General features: G+C 64.2%; 18 protein-coding genes and 1 riboswitch. Of the genes, 12 read left to right on the top strand and 6 right to left on the bottom strand.

Annotation, left to right across the window (positions count from 1 at the left end):
- The first annotated feature begins 71 nt into the window (after window positions 1-71).
- Genes pstB through phoB form a run of 3 tightly spaced genes read left to right on the top strand, consistent with a single transcriptional unit; the run spans window position 72 to window position 2,284 of the window.
- Complete coding sequence (gene pstB / locus HY852_RS22215) at window positions 72-839, top strand: phosphate ABC transporter ATP-binding protein PstB (protein WP_291607098.1); 768 nt, start codon at window positions 72-74, stop codon at window positions 837-839.
- A gap of 10 nt (window positions 840-849) precedes the next feature.
- Window positions 850-1,566: a phosphate signaling complex protein PhoU gene (phoU, locus tag HY852_RS22220; protein WP_291607039.1), complete on the top strand. Its 717-nt coding sequence runs from the start codon at window positions 850-852 to the stop codon at window positions 1,564-1,566.
- A gap of 13 nt (window positions 1,567-1,579) precedes the next feature.
- Window positions 1,580-2,284, top strand: coding sequence for a phosphate regulon transcriptional regulator PhoB (gene phoB / locus HY852_RS22225; RefSeq protein WP_291607040.1), 705 nt, complete (start codon window positions 1,580-1,582; stop codon window positions 2,282-2,284).
- 156 nt (window positions 2,285-2,440) lie between these two features.
- Here phoB and HY852_RS22230 read toward each other — a convergent pair whose 3' ends face one another.
- A complete protein-coding gene (locus HY852_RS22230; RefSeq protein WP_291607041.1) occupies window positions 2,441-2,953 on the bottom strand; it encodes a GcrA family cell cycle regulator in 513 nt (170 codons plus the stop codon).
- A 475-nt stretch (window positions 2,954-3,428) separates the two neighbouring features.
- Between HY852_RS22230 and HY852_RS22235 the strand changes: the two genes are divergently transcribed.
- The 3 genes from HY852_RS22235 (at window position 3,429) to HY852_RS22245 (ending at window position 6,722) form a co-directional block, all read left to right on the top strand.
- Window positions 3,429-4,637 carry an aspartate aminotransferase family protein gene (locus HY852_RS22235; protein ID WP_291607042.1) on the top strand — a complete coding sequence of 403 codons (1,209 nt, stop codon included), beginning with the start codon at window positions 3,429-3,431 and terminating at the stop codon, window positions 4,635-4,637.
- Window positions 4,637-5,563, top strand: a complete 927-nt coding sequence (argF, locus tag HY852_RS22240; RefSeq protein WP_291607043.1) for an ornithine carbamoyltransferase — start codon at window positions 4,637-4,639, stop codon at window positions 5,561-5,563. The genes HY852_RS22235 and argF overlap by 1 nt, the downstream gene beginning before the upstream one ends.
- Window positions 5,564-5,720: 157 nt before the next feature.
- A complete protein-coding gene (locus tag HY852_RS22245; protein WP_291607044.1) occupies window positions 5,721-6,722 on the top strand; it encodes an Hsp33 family molecular chaperone in 1,002 nt (333 codons plus the stop codon).
- Window positions 6,723-6,838: 116 nt separating this feature from the next.
- Here the strand turns inward: HY852_RS22245 and apaG are convergent, their stop codons facing one another.
- On the bottom strand, window positions 6,839-7,231 hold the full coding sequence (gene apaG, locus HY852_RS22250; RefSeq protein ID WP_291607046.1) for a Co2+/Mg2+ efflux protein ApaG: 393 nt from the start codon (window positions 7,229-7,231) through the stop codon (window positions 6,839-6,841).
- Between the two features lie 176 nt (window positions 7,232-7,407).
- On the opposite strand from apaG, the gene HY852_RS22255 reads away from it, so the two are divergent.
- From HY852_RS22255 to HY852_RS22265, 3 genes are read left to right on the top strand one after another with little or no spacing between them, the layout of a single operon-like run.
- Complete coding sequence (locus HY852_RS22255) at window positions 7,408-8,646, top strand: OpgC domain-containing protein (protein WP_291607047.1); 1,239 nt, start codon at window positions 7,408-7,410, stop codon at window positions 8,644-8,646.
- Window positions 8,646-9,398 (top strand): SGNH/GDSL hydrolase family protein, encoded by a 753-nt coding sequence (locus tag HY852_RS22260; RefSeq protein WP_291607048.1) that lies wholly within the window; start codon window positions 8,646-8,648, stop codon window positions 9,396-9,398. The genes HY852_RS22255 and HY852_RS22260 overlap by 1 nt, the downstream gene beginning before the upstream one ends.
- A gap of 12 nt (window positions 9,399-9,410) precedes the next feature.
- Window positions 9,411-10,412, top strand: a complete 1,002-nt coding sequence (locus tag HY852_RS22265; RefSeq protein ID WP_291607049.1) for an SGNH/GDSL hydrolase family protein — start codon at window positions 9,411-9,413, stop codon at window positions 10,410-10,412.
- Window positions 10,413-10,445: 33 nt separating this feature from the next.
- Here the strand turns inward: HY852_RS22265 and HY852_RS22270 are convergent, their stop codons facing one another.
- Window positions 10,446-11,651 (bottom strand): O-succinylhomoserine sulfhydrylase, encoded by a 1,206-nt coding sequence (locus tag HY852_RS22270; RefSeq protein WP_291607050.1) that lies wholly within the window; start codon window positions 11,649-11,651, stop codon window positions 10,446-10,448.
- Between the two features lie 71 nt (window positions 11,652-11,722).
- Window positions 11,723-11,802: riboswitch (SAM riboswitch) on the bottom strand.
- A 107-nt stretch (window positions 11,803-11,909) separates the two neighbouring features.
- On the opposite strand from HY852_RS22270, the gene HY852_RS22275 reads away from it, so the two are divergent.
- From HY852_RS22275 to HY852_RS22285, 3 genes are all read left to right on the top strand, one after another.
- Window positions 11,910-13,016, top strand: coding sequence for a 2'-deoxycytidine 5'-triphosphate deaminase (locus HY852_RS22275; RefSeq protein ID WP_291607051.1), 1,107 nt, complete (start codon window positions 11,910-11,912; stop codon window positions 13,014-13,016).
- A gap of 110 nt (window positions 13,017-13,126) precedes the next feature.
- Complete coding sequence (locus HY852_RS22280) at window positions 13,127-14,179, top strand: hypothetical protein (protein WP_291607052.1); 1,053 nt, start codon at window positions 13,127-13,129, stop codon at window positions 14,177-14,179.
- A 196-nt stretch (window positions 14,180-14,375) separates the two neighbouring features.
- Window positions 14,376-15,827, top strand: coding sequence for an MATE family efflux transporter (locus tag HY852_RS22285; RefSeq protein ID WP_291607053.1), 1,452 nt, complete (start codon window positions 14,376-14,378; stop codon window positions 15,825-15,827).
- Here HY852_RS22285 and HY852_RS22290 read toward each other — a convergent pair.
- From HY852_RS22290 to HY852_RS22300, 3 genes are all read right to left on the bottom strand, one after another.
- A complete protein-coding gene (locus tag HY852_RS22290; protein ID WP_291607054.1) occupies window positions 15,824-16,267 on the bottom strand; it encodes a hypothetical protein in 444 nt (147 codons plus the stop codon). The two genes, HY852_RS22285 and HY852_RS22290, sit on opposite strands and share 4 nt — an antisense overlap.
- A 105-nt stretch (window positions 16,268-16,372) precedes the next feature.
- Complete coding sequence (locus HY852_RS22295; RefSeq protein WP_291607056.1) at window positions 16,373-16,783, bottom strand: SRPBCC family protein; 411 nt, start codon at window positions 16,781-16,783, stop codon at window positions 16,373-16,375.
- A 149-nt stretch (window positions 16,784-16,932) separates the two neighbouring features.
- Complete coding sequence (locus HY852_RS22300; protein ID WP_291607057.1) at window positions 16,933-17,292, bottom strand: VOC family protein; 360 nt, start codon at window positions 17,290-17,292, stop codon at window positions 16,933-16,935.
- Window positions 17,293-17,314: the final 22 nt, after the last annotated feature.

Here is a 17,314-nt window from a genome sequence, read left to right on the forward strand (position 1 = left end):
CTACGGAGTTTTCAATGAACACCCACACCGCGCCAACAATGTCGTCAGCGACAATTGGCGCAGCCGGCGAAATGCTCGCCGGCCGGCCGAAAATTACCGCAAAGAATGTCAACGTCTACTACGGAGAGAAACAGGCGCTCTTTGACGTGTCGGTCAATATTCCGGAGAAGTCGGTCACCTCATTCATCGGTCCTTCCGGCTGCGGTAAATCGACGTTCTTGCGTTGTTTCAATCGAATGAACGATACGATCCCGACATGCCGCGTTACGGGCGACATTGAGATCGACAACGCGGATATCTATGAGCGCGGCCTCGACGTCGTTCAGCTTCGGGCCCGTGTAGGTATGGTGTTCCAGAAGCCAAATCCATTTCCCAAGTCGATCTACGACAATATCGCCTACGGGCCTCGAATTCATGGCCTCGCGCGTAGCAAGACGGATTTGGACCAGATTGTCGAAAGCAGTCTCAAGAAGGCAGGACTTTTCGAGGAGGTCAAGGATCGGCTCCACGAATCCGGAACCGGCTTGTCGGGTGGTCAACAGCAGCGCCTATGCATCGCCCGCGCTATCGCTGTCGGACCGGAGGTCATTCTCATGGATGAGCCGTGCTCCGCGCTCGATCCGATCGCGACCGCTCGCATCGAAGAATTGATCGACCATCTGAAAGAGAACTTTACAATCATCATTGTCACCCACTCGATGCAGCAGGCCGCACGGGTCTCGCAGCGCACGGCTTTCTTCCATCTCGGCGTATTGGTGGAAGAAGGAGTGACGCAAATGATCTTTACCAATCCGCGCGACAGGCGCACCCAGGATTACATCACCGGCCGGTTCGGTTGAGGAAACAAATATGGCTTCTGAACATACCGCCAAGGCGTTCGACAGCGATCTTCAGGAACTGACTCGTCTGGTCGCCGAGATGGGTGGCCTCGTCGAGCGTATGATCGTCGATTCCGTCGATGCGCTGATCCGTCGCGACGTGGCCCTGGGACAACGCGTGGTGGAGAGCGACTCCGAGATCGACGCCTTGCAGAAGAAGATAGAGGAGCGCGCCGTGCTTACGATCGCGCGGCGCCAGCCGATGGCGGTCGACCTGCGCGAGATCGTCGGCGCCATGCGCGTCGCGACCGACCTGGAACGCATCGGCGACCTTGCCAAGAACATGGGCAAGCGCGTCGCGGCGCTGGATGCCGACTTCCATCCCCTCAAACTGTTCCGCGGTCTCGAGCACATGACCGACCTGGTGCAGTCGCAGGTCAAGTCCGTGCTCGACGCCTATGGGGCGCACGACCTGCCGGCGGCGATGTCGGTCTGGAAGGGCGATGAGGAAGTCGACGCCATCTGCACCTCGCTGTTCCGCGAGCTGCTCACCTACATGATGGAAGATCCGCGCAACATCTCGTTCTGCATTCACTTGATGTTCTGCGCCAAGAACATCGAGAGGATCGGCGACCATGCGACCAACATCGCCGAGACCGTATTCTACATGATCGAGGGGCAGCAGATCACGGACAAGCGTCCGAAGGGCGACACGACCGCGTTCGCCACGACAGTGCCCACCAAGTAGGAGAGACGACACCATGGGCGCGCGCATTATGGTGGTGGAAGACGAGGAGGCGCTGACCACGCTGTTGCGCTACAATCTCGAGGCCGAGGGCTATGAAGTCGAAACGGTGGCGCGCGGCGATGAGGCCGACACCCGTCTGAAGGAGCATATTCCCGATCTCATCGTACTCGACTGGATGCTGCCGGGCCTGTCCGGCATCGAACTGTGTCGCCGCCTGCGTGCGCGCCCCGAGACCAAGCAGCTGCCGATCATCATGCTGACGGCGCGCGGCGAGGAAAGCGAGCGGGTAAGGGGCCTTGCGACCGGAGCCGACGACTACATCGTCAAGCCGTTCTCGGTGCCGGAACTGCTGGCGAGGGTGAAGGGCCTGCTGCGGCGCGCCAGCCCCGAGCGCCTTGCCACCGTGCTCGCCTACGGGGATATCGAGCTCGACCGCGAGAAGCGGCGCGTCGCGCGCTCGGGCCGCCCGATCGATCTCGGGCCGACGGAATACCGGCTGCTGGAATTCTTCCTGGAGCATCCGGGCCGGGTGTTCAGCCGCGAGCAGCTGCTCGACAGCGTCTGGGGCCGCGATATCTATATCGACGAGCGCACGGTCGACGTGCATATCGGCCGCCTGCGCAAGCTGCTCAATATCGGCCGCGAGCAGGATCCGATCCGCACCGTTCGCGGTGCCGGCTATGCGCTCGATGACCGCTTCGCCAAGGTGGAGTCGTGAGGACTCCGCGGCGTCGCGCCTGACGGAAGGCGCACGAACCCTCAATCGCTGACCGGAAGTGTACTAAGCTCGGGCGGGCCCGGACCATCGAAGCCGGAGATCATGGTCCCCGCTTTCGCGGCGCGGAGGCGGGGACGACAACGGCTGAGCCTGGCCTTACCTTGTGCCCGGCTTGGTAGGCGCGCGGCGCCGATCCGCGGCGGGCTGGTAGGCGACGCGCGAGTGGTGCGCGCAATAGGGCAGGCCGGTAAGCGCCTTGCCGCCGCAGAAGAAGAAGTCAGGGCTCGAGGGATCGCCGACCGGCCAGTGGCAGGTGGCCTCGTTCAGCTCGAGCAGCGACAGGCGCTGGCTCATCGGGACCACGTTGTCGTAGGCGATCGGGTCCGGCTCGATCTCGACCTCGAAGGCCTGCGCCAGCGCAGTGTTGCCCCGCGCCATCGGGCGGGTGACCCGCACCATGTGCTGGGCCGGACGTGCCTTGCGCGCCCGCGGCGCCGCCGAGGAGGGGCTCTTGGCTCGACCGGAAAGGCCCAGCCGGTGCACTTTGCCGATCACTGCGTTGCGGGTCACGTTGCCAAGTTCCGCGGCAATCTGGCTTGCCGAAAGCCCGGCTTCCCAGAGTTTTTTCAGCTGCTCGACGCGATCGTCGGACCAGGTTAATACCGTCATCGCACTCATTCCTTCGCCTGGCGCGGCCGATCGGAGCGGCGGCGCCGCGATGCCAAAGGGTCAAAAACCCATGTCGGCAGAATCCCTTAACCCTCGCCGGACGCGGTTGGCACGCCCGAACGTTTACGCAAATGGTAACGATACTTAGAGGATCAAAACTGCCGCACGAGATGTCGTACCCGACGATCCAAACGCTACAATATGGCGTGACTCCCGTGCAAGAGTCCGCGTTATTGCGTCCACATGTTCCGGTGCCTAACGATTGGAAAATCAGCTCCGGGAGAATACGGAAGGGCCGGCTTTAATGGTGTTTTTCGGGCTTTATTGCAGCCATTGACACGTTTCGCGACACGCATACAATGCCTGCCACGTGCCGCCCTTAAAAGGCGGCACGTTTTGTTTTCCGGAACGGTCGTCGATGCGACCGCGCCAATGCGCGCATCCTGGCCGGGCCTTAACACATCAAGTGATCGCCATGACCACGAGCGCCGCGCCGCATCTGCTTCCCGTCTTCGCGAGGATCGATCTCAGCTTCGACCGCGGCGAGGGCTGCTGGCTGGTCGCGACCAACGGCGAGCGCTACCTCGATTTCACCTCCGGCGTCGCGGTGAATGCACTGGGCCACTGCCATCCGCATCTCGTCGCCGCCCTGCAGGCGCAGGCGACGAAGCTCTGGCACATGTCCAACCTGTTCCAGAGCCCTGACGGCGAGCGGCTTGCCGCGCGGCTTTGCGAGCTGAGCTTCGCCGATTTCGTGTTCTTCGCCAATTCCGGCGCCGAGGCGATGGAGTGCGCCATCAAGGTCACGCGCAGGCACCATGCCGCCAAGGGCCATCCCGAACGCTATCGCATCGTCACTTTCGAAGGCGCCTTCCACGGCCGCACGCTTGCCACGTTGGCCGCCACCGGCTCGGCAAAATACCTTGAGGGTTTCGGGCCGCCGATGGACGGCTTCGACCAGGTGCCGCTCGGCGACCTCGATGCGGTCAAGAAGGTGATAGGCCCGCAGACCGCCGGCATCCTGATCGAGCCGCTGCAGGGCGAGGGCGGCGTGCGCGCGGCACCTCAGGCATTTTTCAAGGCGCTGCGCCAGCTCTGCGACGAGCGCGGCCTGCTGCTGGTATTCGATGAGGTGCAGACCGGCATCGGCCGCACCGGCGAACTGTTCGCGCATCGGCGCTTGGGTGTCACGCCGGACGTGATGTCGCTCGCGAAAGCGCTGGGCGGGGGCTTTCCGATCGGCGCCTGCCTTGCCACCGCAAACGCGGCTGCCGGCATGACGCCGGGCTCGCACGGCTCGACCTTCGGCGGCAACCCGCTCGCGGTGGCCGCGGCGAACGCCGTGCTCGACGTCATGCTGAAGCCGGGGTTTTTCGAGCACGTGCAGAGGATGTCGCTGCTGCTCAAGCAGAAGCTCGCCTCCGTGATCGATCGCCATCCGCAGGTCGTCAGCGAGGTACGCGGCGAGGGCCTGCTGATCGGCGTCAAGGCGGTCGTGCCCTCGACCGATCTCGTGACCGCGCTGCGCGAGCAGAAGCTGCTCACCGTCGGCGCCGGCGAAAACGTGGTCCGTCTGCTGCCGCCGCTGATCGTGAACGAGGCCGAGATCGAGGAGGCGGTGGCGCGGCTTGAGCGCGCCTGCGTCAAGCTGTCAGCCAACCAGACGAAACAGGCGGCAAGCTGATGAGCAAGGCGCCAAAGCATTTCCTTGACATCAACCAGCTCCCGCTTGCGGAGCTGCGCAACATGCTGGCCGCCTCTTCGGCCATGAAAGCAAAGTTCAAGGCGCATGACAGGGGTCAGAAGCCGCTCGAGGGCAAGACGCTGGCGATGATCTTCGAGCGGCCCTCCACGCGCACGAGGGTGTCGTTCGACGTCGGCATGCGCCAGCTTGGCGGTGAATCGATCATGCTGACCGGCGCCGAGATGCAGCTCGGTCGCGGCGAGACCATTGCCGATACCGCGCGGGTGCTGTCGCGCTACGTCGACGCAATCATGATCCGCATTCTCAATCACGATGCGCTGCTGGAGCTTGCGGCGCACGCCACGGTGCCCGTCATCAACGGGCTGACGCGGCGTTCGCATCCATGCCAGGTGATGGCGGACCTGTTGACGTTCGAGGAGCATCGTGGGTCGATCGAAGGCCGCACCGTGGCCTGGACCGGCGACGACAACAACGTCCTGGCCTCATGGGCGCATGCCGCCGAGCGCTTTCGCTTCAATCTGCGCATTGCCACTCCGCTCGAGCTTGCGCCGAAGAAGGCGATGCGGGACTGGATCAAGGCGACGGGGACATCGATCGTGATCGGTACCGATCCGGAGGAAGCGGTGCGCGGCGCCGACTGCGTCGTCACCGACACTTGGGTGTCGATGGGCGACAAGGACGGCGAGCACCGCCACAACCTGCTCCGGCCCTACCAGGTCAACGCCCAGCTGATGTCGCTGGCCAAGCCCGATGCGCTGTTCATGCATTGCCTGCCAGCCCATCGCGGCGAGGAGGTCACCGACGAAGTGATCGACGGTCCGCAATCGGTGGTGTTCGACGAGGCGGAGAACCGCCTGCATGCCCAAAAAGGGATTCTGGCCTGGTGTTTTGACGCGGTGAGCTGACGCTGATTGTCGCCCCGGCGAGCTGAACGTACGCCCCGGAGACTTTCCCGTGCGCTGCTGATGGAGGTTCGTCGCTGAGCTTCAGCCTGCGGCTGGGCGGCGGCCGGCGCATCTACACCCCTTTCCATTCGCATCTTCCGACCCCAGATAGAGGGCCATGGTCTCCCAATCCTCTCAAACAAGAATCTCGCCCGAAGGTCTGGTCCGCGCGCCGTCGGCGGTTCCGGTCGATGACGCGGTGCTGCCTTTCGAGGTCGCTGCGCTCGACCTACGCGGCCGGCTGACCCGGCTTGGCCCCGCGCTCGATGACATCCTCACCAAGCACGACTATCCACCTGCCGTCGGCAAGCTCCTGGGCGAGGCGATCGTGCTGACGACCCTGCTCGGCTCATCGCTGAAATTCGAAGGCCGCTTCATTCTGCAGACCCAGACCGATGGCCCCGTCTCGTTCCTGATCGTGGATTTCAAGGCGCCCGACCGGCTGCGTGCCTATGCGCGCTATGACGCGGCGCGCCTCGTCGACGGCCAGGATTCCGGCACGCTGCTCGGCAAGGGCCATCTTGCCATGACCATCGACCAGGGTCCGGACATGAGCCGCTACCAGGGACTGGTGGCGCTCGACGGCGGCAGCCTGGAAGACGCCGCTCACGAGTACTTTCTCCGTTCCGAGCAGATCCCGACCCGGGTGCGGCTTGCGGTCGGCGAGGAATGGCGCAGCAGCGACGGCGGAAAGCACCGCTGGCGCGCCGGCGGCATGCTGATGCAATTCCTGCCCAAGGCGCCCGAGCGGGCGCGGCAGGCGGACCTTCATCCGGGCGACGCCCCTGAGGGCACGCTTCACCACACGATCGAGGAGGATGACGCCTGGGTGGAAGGCCGTTCGCTGATTTCAACGGTCGAGGACATCGAACTGATCGACCCGGACCTGTCCGGCGAGCGTCTCTTGTATCGCCTGTTTCACGAGCGCGGCGTACGGGTGTTCTCGCCGCAGCCGCTTCAGGCGCAATGTTCCTGCTCGCGCGGGGCGGTGTCCGCGATGCTGAAGAGCTTCGCGCCGAAGGACCGCGCCGACATGGTGCAGGACGACAAGGTGGTGGTGACCTGCGAGTTCTGCTCTTCGGTCTATCAGTTCACCCCGCACGAGGCGGGGGTGGAATAGGAGCGAGATCCCCGACGCGACATGGCCGTGCCGGACCCGCCATCCATCGCAATAGGGATTCATTCGGAATAGATGATTACCGGGTCGAGCCCCGCGATGGCGAGCGCTCCGCGCTGTCAGTTCAGCACGCGCTTGCTGTCGGGGCTGTCGAGCGAGAAGGTCGGCACCTCGATCTCGAATCGCTCGCCGCTTTCGTTGACCATCTGGTAGCGGCCGGTCATGAAGCCCGATGCGGTCGAGAGCGGCACGCCGCTGGTGTATTCGAAGCGCTCGCCCGGTGCGAGGATGGGCTGCTCGCCGACGACGCCTTCGCCGCGAACCTCCTGCTGGCGTCCCGTCGCGTCCGTGATGATCCAGTGCCGCGTGCGAAGCTGCACGGTTTCATCGCCGGTATTGGTGATGACGACGGTATAGGCCCAGAAATAGCGGGATCGGTCGGCCGACGACTGCTCCGGGACAAAGTTCGGCTCGACGGTGACCTCGATCTGGCGTGTTACGGCGCGATACATGGCTCCATCATATCCAAAAGCACGGCAGGAACCAATTGCCGATCGGATCGTGGCGACATCGTGCCGCCGGAATTTCAACGCCAGTTTAAGGCTCGATCATCAACCAACAGCTTTGCTGGCAAGTTGCGGGCCGGTACAATGCCGGTCCTTGCGACAAAGGCCAAGATCGGAGCGAGATGACCTCCATCGCCGACCAGGTTGCCGGACGACCGATCGCCGGAACGGCCGAAGCGAGTGCGCGTCCTGCCGTCGCCGCCGCTGCCATCTCGCTTCGGGGCCGTGAACTGAGGCTCGATCTGTTTCGCGGGCTGGCGCTCTGGCTGATCTTCATCGATCACCTGCCGCCCAACCTTCTGACCTGGTTCACGATCCGCAACTACGGATTCAGCGACGCCACGGAGATCTTCATCTTCATCTCCGGCTACACCGCGGCCTTCGTCTATGGCCGCGCCATGCTGGAGGCAGGTGTCGTGGTCGCGACCGCCCGCATCCTGCGCCGGGTTTGGCAGATCTATGTCGCCCACGTCTTCCTGTTCACGATCTTCCTTGCGGAAATCTCCTATGTCGCGACAAGGTTCGAGAACCCCCTCTACTCGGAAGAAATGGGGATCATGGATTTCCTCAAGCAGCCGGACGTCACCATCGTCCAGGCGCTGCTGCTGCGATTCCGCCCCGTCAACATGGACGTGCTGCCGCTCTACATCGTGCTGATGCTGTTCCTCCCCTTGATCCTGTGGCTGATGAAATGGAAGCCGGACCTGACGCTGGCGCTTTCGGTCCTGCTCTACGCCGTCACCTGGGAGTACGATCTGTATCTCTCGGCCTACCCGAACGGGTTCTGGGCGTTCAATCCTTTCGCGTGGCAGTTGCTGTTCGTGTTCGGCGCATGGTGCGCGCTCGGGGGCGCGCGGCGAATGTCGCGGATCATATCCTCTCAGGTCACGCTATGGATCGCCGTCGCCTATCTGCTGGCGGCCTTCTACGTCACGCTAAGCTGGTACGTTCCGCAGCTCGGCCATTACATGCCGCGCCTGATCGAGCAGTGGATGTATCCGATTAACAAGACCGATCTCGACGTGTTGCGCTTCACGCATTTTCTGGCGCTGGCGCTCATTACCGTTCGCTTCCTGCCCATGGACTGGTCTGGTCTGAAGTCGCCCTGGCTCAAACCGCTTATCCTCTGCGGGCAACATTCGCTCGAAATCTTTTGCCTTGGCGTGTTCCTGGCCTTTGCCGGCCATTTCGTTTTGGCCGAAATCTCCGGCGGCGCGGCAATGCATGCGATGATAAGTCTCTGCGGGATTCTGATCATGTGCGCCATGGCCTGGATCATCTCGTGGTACAAGCGGGAGGCCGACAAGAGCGGCTCGAAAAAAGGCGCCATGGTCAATGCTGATCTGGCGGGAGGGGGTTGATGAAGGCGATGGTTCTTCCGAGCCTGGTGCTGCGGGCCGGCTTTTTGGCCGGCGCGGGCGTGCGCGCGGAGGATGCCCCGGCCACCTGCGATGTTCCTGCCTATCTGCTGACCACCGAGAGCCAGCTCCCCAAGGTCGCCGACGCGATCAGCGAGCGTCGTGCTCTGGAGATCCTGGTGATCGGCAGCCGTTCGTCGACCATTGCTGCGTCAGAAGACAGCGCCTATCCGGCGCGGTTGCAGGCGATGCTGAAGGAGCGCTTCCCGTCGACGCCCGTGCACGTTTCCGTAGAACTACAGAACAAAAGGTCGGCAGAAGAGGCTTCTGCCAGCTTCATTAAGCTTATGGAAACAAAAAAGCCTGTTCTGGTGATCTGGCAGACAGGTACGGTCGATGCTATGCGAGCCATAGATCCCGACGAATTTCGCAGTGCCGTCACGGAGGGGGTTGCTGCGCTGCAAAATGGCGGGGCCGATGTGATCTTGATGAATCCGCAGTACAGCCCACGCACCGAGACCATGATTTCGGTCCCACCTTATCTGGATAATATGAGGGTGGTGGCGCAGGAGCATGAAATTCCGCTGTTCGACCGTTTCGGGATCATGCGCCAATGGCAGGACCAGGGCGATTTCGACCTGTTCAGCCCAACGCACGGCACCGGCCTCGCGAAGCGCGTTCATGATTGCCTCGCTCGCGCGCTGGCGAAATTCCTCGTCGATGCCGCGCATCTCGACCCGGCCCAGCAAAATTGAGGTCTAGCGTAAATGAGTTCTCTTCGCCCTTTTTGCCGAATGCCAGCGCTGTCGATGCCCGCGCTGGCCGGGCTGCTGCTGCTGTCGTCGGTTCACCTCCATCCTGGAGCCGCGCAGGCGGCCGAGGCAGCCGCGCCGGCCAAGACTGAGGCCAACACGTCCGCGACGCAGACTGGCGGCGCCGGCAGTCCCGCCAGCAGCCAGACCACCTCCTCCGAACAGAAGAGTCTCGCCGCCAAGACGATCGACAAGGTCAAGCAGGTCGCGAAATCCGCCACCGACATCTTCAGCCGCGTGCCCTGCCTGCCGCCGAAGGGCGATAACAAGTCGGTGGGTTCGCTGCCCCACGTCGCGACTAAGCTCGCAAACGGCGAACCGGTCGTCATCGTTGCCTTTGGATCCTCCTCGACCTCCGGCTACGGCTCGAGCTCTCCCGAATACACCTACCCCAACCGCCTCGCGGGGCGCCTGCGCCGGCAATATCCGACGGCCGAGATCACCGTCATCAACGCAGGACGCGGGGGCGAAGATGCGCCCGAAATGATGAAGCGTCTGCAGACGTCGGTCATCGACATGCATCCGGATCTGGTGATCTGGCAGGTCGGCACCAACGCGGTGCTGCGCAATCTCGACCCGGCGGAAACCGCCAGCCTGGTCGAACAGGGCGTGTCTCGGATCCAGGCCGCGGGCGCCGATATCGTGCTGGTCGACCCGCAATATTCGCCGCGCGTCAACGAGCGGGCCGAAAGTGCGGGCAAGATGATGAAGCTGCTCAACCGGGTGGCCGAGCTTCGCCATGTCGGCATCTTCCCGCGTTTCGAGGTCATGCGCGACTGGCACGAGCGGCAGGCGATTCCGATGGATAATTTCGTCATCGCCGACGGGCTGCACATGAACGATTGGGGCTATGCCTGCTTCGCCCAGTTGCTAGGCGACCACATCATCACGTCGGTCGGTCAGATCAAGCTCGGCGTCAATGTGCCGGCCAACGTGCATACGTACCGGCCGATGTAGTCGACCCTCGCCCTCCGGGAGAGGGTGAGATCATCACGCCTTTTCCAGCGCCCCACAGAGATCCTCGATCAGGTCATCGGCGTGTTCGAGGCCGGCCGAGAAGCGGATGAAGCCTTCACTGATGCCGAGCTCGGAGCGGGCCTCCGGCGTCAGCCGCTGGTGCGTCGTCGTCGCGGGATGGGTGACCAGTGACTTGGCGTCGCCGAGGTTGTTGGAGATTTTCGCCAGCTTGAGTCCGTTGAGGAAGCGGAATGCACCGGCCTTGCCGCCCTTGACCTCGAAGCCGACGAGCGTCGAGCCGGCGCGCATCTGCTTCTTCACCAGCGCCGCCTGCGGATGGTCGGGTCGCCCAGGATAGATCAGCCGCGAGATCTTCGGATGGTTCGCCAGCGCTTCCGCGATCCGGCTTGCCGTATCGGTTTGCGCGCGCACGCGCACCGCCAGGGTCTCCAGCCCCTTCAAAAGGACCCAGGCGTTGAACGGCGACATCGACGGCCCGGTCTGGCGCATGAAGTTATGGATGTACTCGGCGATGAAGGCTTCCGATGACAGGATGATGCCGCCAAGGCAACGGCCCTGGCCGTCGATATGCTTGGTGGCCGAATAGACCACCACGTCGGCGCCGAGCGAAAGCGGGCTCTGCCAGATCGGCGTGGCGAACACATTGTCGACGATCAGGCGCGCGCCGCCCTGGTGCGCGATCTCGGCAATGGCCGGAATATCCAGCACGTCGAGCGTCGGGTTGGTCGGGCTTTCGAGAAAGCACGTCCGCGTGTTCGGTCGCATCGCGCGTTTCCACTGTTCGAGGTTCAGCCCGTCGACCAGCGTCGAGGCGATTCCGTAGCGCGGCAACAGATCCTCCACGACGTAGCGGCATGAGCCGAACATCGCCTTCGAGGCCACGACGTGGTCGCCGGCTTTCAGCGGCGCCAGGATGGCGGTCGTCACCGCGGCCATGCCGGTTGCGGCCGCGCGCGCCGCTTCCGCGCCTTCGAGCTCGATCATGCGGCGCTCGAACATCGCCACCGTCGGATTGGAAAAGCGCGAATAGATGAAACCGGGATCGTCGCCCTTGAAGCGCGCTTCGCATTGCTCGGCGGTCTCGTAGACGAAGCCCTGGGTCAGGAACAGCGACTCCGAGGTCTCGGCAAACTGCGAGCGGATCGTGCCGGAATGGACCAGCCGGGTTTCGGGACGGTAGCGGGCTGTTGGCGAGGTGGGCGCCGCGGACTGAGACATGTGACCTCCATGGTGACCACTCCGGAAAATGGTCACAAAAAAACCGGCCTGGAAATTTCCACTGGCCGGGATCACACGTGTCCCCGGCCTGTTTAGCGATTTATTTAACGTGGCTGCAAGCCGGCCGGCTCAAATCACCACGGGATAAGTCATGCTCTTATTCCGCCGCGCCCTTTCCGTCAAGGCATCCATCGGATAACCGGAAGGGGCAGATTTCTGCATCAGGGGCGGCGATTGCCCCTTTTTGAGGACCACCGATTGTCGTTCACGGTTCCTGCCGGCGCCGAGGGTATCTTGCCCGATCGCATGATCGCGACGATGGCGGATGCCGGCCTCATCCTGCCGGCCTACCCCTTCGTCGAGAGCCAGATTCAGCCGGCGAGCCTGGACCTGCGCCTTGGCGATATCGCCTATCGCGTGCGCGCCAGCTTCCTGCCCGGCCCGGAGGCGACGGTCGCCGAGCGCATCGATGAACTGAAGCTGCACGAGTTCAGCCTTGCCGACGGCGCGGTGCTCGAGACCAACTGCGTCTATATCGTGCCGCTGCTCGAAAGCCTGGCGCTGCCGCCCGAGATCGTCGCTGCCGCCAATCCGAAAAGCTCGACCGGCCGGCTCGATGTCTTCACCCGGGTGATCGCGGACGGAACCCGCCGCTTCGACATGATCGGCGCCGGCTATCACGGCCCGCTCTATGCCGAGATCAGCCCGAAGACCTTTCCGGTGCTGGTGCGCGAAGGTTCGCGGCTGTCGCAGGTGCGCTTCCGCATCGGCGATGCGGTCCTCAGCGACCACGCGCTCGACGCGCTGCATTTGAAGGAGCGGCTGGTCGATGCCGAAAGCGCCGATCTTTCCGGCGGCGTCGCGCTGTCGGTCGATCTCTCCGGCGAGAAGGGCGGCGGCTTTGTCGGCTACCGCGCCAAGCGGCACACCGGCGTTGTCGATGTCGACCGCAGGGCCGGCTATGCGGCCCTCGACTTCTGGGAGCCGATGCCGGCGCGCTCCGACGGGAGTCTGATCCTCGATCCCGGCGAGTTCTACATTCTCGCATCGAAGGAAGCGGTGCAGGTGCCGCCCGATTTTGCCGCCGAGATGGTGCCGTTCGATCCCCTGGTCGGCGAATTCCGCGTGCACTATGCCGGCTTCTTCGATCCCGGCTTCGGCTACGCGGGGGCGGGCGGCGCCGGCGCGCGTGCGGTGCTGGAAGTGCGCTCGCGCGAGGTGCCCTTCATCCTCGAGCACGGCCAGATCGTGGGACGGCTGGTCTATGAAAAGATGCTGTCGCGGCCGGATGCGATGTATGGCCACCGCATCGGCTCGAACTACCAGGCGCAGGGCCTCAAGCTTAGCAAGCATTTTAAGGTGTAGCTGCCCGCGCGCGTCACTGCGGGGCATCCAGCCTTCGCGTGCCGCTCTGGATTGCCTCGCTTCGCTCGCAATGACAAACTCAAACCGACAAGATTGATCGGGAGGCGAGTGTGAGCGCAGCAACAGACCCCGTCCAGGCGGCGCAATGGCGGCGCTGGCGCGGCGTGGCCGATCTCTATCATGCCTATTTCACCGGGCTCGTTCTCACCGTGGTCACGCGGCGCGGCAGGGAGGATGCGGCGGAGTTCGTCTTTCGCGTGTTCCGCCGGCAGCAGCAGGAACGCTTTCTGCCTGGCCTCGAGAAGCTCGGCTTGAGCCATCTGCCTCCTGCCGTCGCGGCGGCGCAGTACCACTATCTCTCCAACTGGATCGGCGGCGTGCACGTCGAATACATGTATGAGAACGATCGCAAGGCCTGGATCCGCTATCCGCCGCCGCGCTGGATCTGGAGAGGAACGGCGATCTGCGGGGTGCCCGGCGAAGTCTCGCGCGCGATGTTGCGCGGCTGGCACGCCAACAACGGCGTAGCGCTCAACAATCTCAAGCTCGGGTTCGTGTGCACCAAGCTGAGCGTCGACGGCCAGGACGGCCTTGAAGGCTACTACTGCGAATACGACCATCCGCTCGAAGTCGATCAGCGCCTGGTCTTCGCGCGACATCTGGAGGCGCCACGCTTCGAACCCCAGGCGGCGCCGGCCTTGCCGGTCGACACCTGGCCCAGGCCTCGCCTCGAGAAGGCGTATCGGAACTATGCCATGGAATATGTGCGCACCGCCGCCCCGGTGATGGTGCAGCTGTTCGGGCCGGAGGATGCCGCTTATCTCCTGCATCTCACCGGCAAGCTGATCGGCATGCAGTATTTCGACGAGGTGGCGCAGGCGTTCTCATTGGGCCGCGGCGGCGCGAAGGAGTTCTCGGTTTTCCTGCGCGAGCTGCTGTCGGCCCAGGATGACGTTGCGGAGGCGAGAGAATCCGGCGGCGCTTGTGAAATCCGGCAGCTGAGCTGGAGGCTGATGGCCGGCGTTGGCGACGATCACCCGGCCTGCTCTGCGGTGCTGACCGGAATGGTCGAGGGCCTCGCCGCTGGCTGCGGTCGGCATATCGGCATCGGCATGAGGCCGGGTGCCGGCGGCAAGCCGCTCTTCGTCTGGACGGTCGGATAACTCACGCGCTGAAGGGGCCTGTCCCGGGCCCGGCCGCATTCGCGCAGGGCCCCCTTGCGCCCGGCGCAGGTGGAATCGGCCGCTGCCGTGCTAACAAGCGCGCTTCCGCGTGCCTGCGCGCGGCCACAGACGAGCCCGTCGGCTCACGAATTTTTCGGTCTGGCCGACTCGCGGTCACAGGCGTCCAGGAGAGGAAATGTCCGATATCGGCGTCGCCGAGATCCCCGTCGATGACAAGGAGCGCCCGTTACCGCCGCCCGCGCCACCGGCCAAGAACGCCCTGCTCGATGGACCGATCCTGCGCACGCTGAGCTGGCTCGCCTTGCCCAACGTGGTCGCGCTTACCGCCGGCACCTGCGTCGTAATCGCGGAGACCTCCTATATCGGCCGACTCGGGGTGGAGGCGCTGGCGGCAATGGCGCTGGTGTTTCCCTGCGTGATCCTGACCATGACCATGTCAAGCGGCGCGATGGGCGGCGGCGTCGCCTCGGCCATTGCCCGGGCGCTCGGCGCGGGCGACCGTGATCGTGCTTCGACGCTGGCCACGCACGCGCTGCTGATCGGCATCACCTTCGGCCTCGTCTTCATGCTGGGCATGCTGATCTTCGGGCCCGACGTTCTGCGACTGCTCGGCGGCCGCGGCAACGTGCTGACACAGGCGATTGCCTACACGGAGGTGTTCTTCAGCGGCGCCGTGCTGCCATGGCTGATGAACACCATGGCCGGCGTGCTGCGCGGCACCGGCAACATGAAACTGCCGTCGCTGATGATCCTCAGCTCCGCCGTCTGGCAGATCATCCTGGGCGGGACGCTTGGGCTGGGCCTGGGACCCGTTCCGCAATTCGGCATGCGCGGCGTCGCGGCCGGCTCGTTGATCGCCTATTCAATCAGCATCATCGTGATGGGCTGGTACCTGTTCTCCGGGCGCGGACGCGTCGTGCCCAAGATCCGCGGCCTCCGCATCCGATGGGCGTTGTTCCTCGACATCCTGAAGGTGGGCGCGATCGCCTGCTTCTCGCCGCTGCAATCGGTGCTGACCATCAGCATCTTTACCCACATGCTCGCATATTTCGGCACCGCGATCCTTGCCGGCTACGGAATCGGCGCGCGGCTTGAATTCATGCTGACCTCGATCGCATTTGCAGTCGGCATGGCTTCGGTCCCGATGGTCGGCATGGCGGTGGGCGCGGAACGGATCGCCCGGGCAAGGCGCATTGCCTGGACAGCGGGCATTGTCTCATTCGTCCTGGTCGGCGCGATCGCGACCTTCATCGCGATCTTCCCCGATCTGTGGGTGAACATCTTCACCGACGATGCAAGCGTGCGCGCCGCGAGCCGGCAATATCTGGCAACCGTCGCGCCGATGTACGCCTTCATCGGCCTGGCGATCTCGATGTATTTTTCCTCGCAGGGCGCCGCCAAGGTGCTCGGCCCGGTGCTGGCGCAAACCGCGCGGCTGTTGTTCATCGCCGTCGGCGGCTGGTGGCTGTCGACGCATGCCGCCACGGCCGAGAATTTCTTCCTGCTCGCCGCAGCCTCGATGGTTGTGCTCGGCGTCCTGTCCTGTTCGAGCGTCGTGCTGACCCGATGGGGACCGCGCGAGCGCGGGGCGAAGGTCAGGCCCGTGCTGTCCGGGGTCGGGGATTAGCGATGCTTGCGGCGGCGGTGGTGGACGTTGCCGCCTCCGATCTCGGCAACACTCATGAGCTGCGGAATCATCGCCATAAGGTCGGCGCCGCCGGAACCGCCCATCATGCCCATGATGTCGCCGCCGCCATAGCCTGCCATGTCCATGCCGGTCGGCATGTAACCGCCGCCAAAGCCGCCGCCCATCATGCCGTTGAGGCCGCCGCCGTTCTCCATCATGCGGCTCATCATCGGTCCCATGGTCTGCATCAGCCTGGCGAAGCGGCGCTTGCCCATCTTCGCCTTCATCATCTCCAGCATCGGCGCCATCTGGGTCATCATGTCCTCGCCGCCGCCTCCGGCGCCGAAGCCGGCGAATTGAGCCCTGGCCGGTGCGCTGGACAGCGCCAACAGCAGCAGCACGGCCGCGGCCTGGCAGATCACCTTATCTGCACCTCTCATGGCATCGCTCCTCGCGTGCGCAGCTCCGCGGGGTGCGGGGCAGACCGGACGCACGGGATCAGAGCTACGCCCGCGTGGCAAAGGGCTCCGTGAGAAAGATCACATTCAACCTGCCTGAGAGGGGACGGTCGCGAAGACTCTGCGCATCGCAACCGCTGCCAGCTCCATCTGGCCTTCCATATAGGGCGCGATCTCGTTCGGCAGCACGTCGACGGTCCACAGCAGGCGGCTGTTGTCATCGCCGTCGGGAACGACCTCAACGGAGGCGCTGTGCTGCTTCAGCCGCTCGCTGACGACGGCATAGACCAGGCGCCTGCGCGCCTCGTCGCACGCCACGAGCAGTTCGCGCGCGACCGTACCGTTGGCGAAAGTGACGATGCGTGCCTCGCCCTCCAGCCTGCAGTCGAGCACAAAACCCGGCACGAGGCGCCGGTGTACGGCGCCGAAATCTCGCACCGCGTCCCATACCTCGCTCGCGGGGGCGCTGAGGGGGATTTCTTTATGGATGGACGCCATGGCTCCGAGTCCTTTTTCAAGACGGTCATTGCGAGCCAACGGGTCGGCGCGCAGCGCCGCCCGTTGACAGGCTCCGCGAAGCAATCCAGGAATGCATCCACGGAAACAGACTGGATTGCTTCGTCGCTTCGCGCCTCGCAATGACAGTATCAGGTGCACACCGCCTCGACGTTGTTGCCGTCGGGATCGATGAGGAAGGCGGCGTAATAGGTCGGGCTGTAGTCCTTGCGCGGGCCGGGCCCGCCGTTGTCGCGCCCGCCGGCTTTCAGGCCTTCGCTGTGGAATTTCCCGATGGCGGCGTGATCGGGGGCGCGGAAGGCGATGTGGGCGCCGTCGCCCTTCACGCCCTTGTGCAGGTGCAGCCACAGCGCGGGCTCGCCCTTGGGTCCGAAGCCGGCGCCGCCCCCATCGCGCGAGCACAGTCCATAACCGAGCGGGGCCAGTGCCGCGGAATAGAAACGCACGCTGGCGTCAAGATCAGAAACCCGGATTCCGACGTGGTCGTACATGTTCGTCTCCCGTGAAGGCGCG

It is taken from the genome of Bradyrhizobium sp. (assembly GCF_016213215.1).
In the GTDB taxonomy this organism is placed as follows: Bacteria; Pseudomonadota; Alphaproteobacteria; order Rhizobiales; family Xanthobacteraceae; genus Bradyrhizobium.

Excerpts from the sequence above, each read along its gene's own strand:
- HY852_RS22290 (WP_291607054.1), bottom strand. The coding sequence starts at position 16,267 with ATGAGAGGTGCAGATAAGGTGATCTGCCAGGCCGCGGCCGTGCTGCTG.
- phoU (WP_291607039.1), top strand. The coding sequence starts at position 850 with ATGGCTTCTGAACATACCGCCAAGGCGTTCGACAGCGATCTTCAGGAA.
- apaG (WP_291607046.1), bottom strand. The coding sequence starts at position 7,231 with ATGTATCGCGCCGTAACACGCCAGATCGAGGTCACCGTCGAGCCGAAC.
- HY852_RS22265 (WP_291607049.1), top strand. The coding sequence starts at position 9,411 with ATGAGTTCTCTTCGCCCTTTTTGCCGAATGCCAGCGCTGTCGATGCCC.
- HY852_RS22245 (WP_291607044.1), top strand. The coding sequence starts at position 5,721 with ATGGTCTCCCAATCCTCTCAAACAAGAATCTCGCCCGAAGGTCTGGTC.
- HY852_RS22255 (WP_291607047.1), top strand. The coding sequence starts at position 7,408 with ATGACCTCCATCGCCGACCAGGTTGCCGGACGACCGATCGCCGGAACG.
- HY852_RS22285 (WP_291607053.1), top strand. The coding sequence starts at position 14,376 with ATGTCCGATATCGGCGTCGCCGAGATCCCCGTCGATGACAAGGAGCGC.
- HY852_RS22235 (WP_291607042.1), top strand. The coding sequence starts at position 3,429 with ATGACCACGAGCGCCGCGCCGCATCTGCTTCCCGTCTTCGCGAGGATC.
- phoB (WP_291607040.1), top strand. The coding sequence starts at position 1,580 with ATGGGCGCGCGCATTATGGTGGTGGAAGACGAGGAGGCGCTGACCACG.
- HY852_RS22270 (WP_291607050.1), bottom strand. The coding sequence starts at position 11,651 with ATGTCTCAGTCCGCGGCGCCCACCTCGCCAACAGCCCGCTACCGTCCC.
- HY852_RS22300 (WP_291607057.1), bottom strand. The coding sequence starts at position 17,292 with ATGTACGACCACGTCGGAATCCGGGTTTCTGATCTTGACGCCAGCGTG.
- HY852_RS22260 (WP_291607048.1), top strand. The coding sequence starts at position 8,646 with ATGAAGGCGATGGTTCTTCCGAGCCTGGTGCTGCGGGCCGGCTTTTTG.
- HY852_RS22230 (WP_291607041.1), bottom strand. The coding sequence starts at position 2,953 with ATGACGGTATTAACCTGGTCCGACGATCGCGTCGAGCAGCTGAAAAAA.
- pstB (WP_291607098.1), top strand. The coding sequence starts at position 72 with ATGCTCGCCGGCCGGCCGAAAATTACCGCAAAGAATGTCAACGTCTAC.
- HY852_RS22295 (WP_291607056.1), bottom strand. The coding sequence starts at position 16,783 with ATGGCGTCCATCCATAAAGAAATCCCCCTCAGCGCCCCCGCGAGCGAG.
- argF (WP_291607043.1), top strand. The coding sequence starts at position 4,637 with ATGAGCAAGGCGCCAAAGCATTTCCTTGACATCAACCAGCTCCCGCTT.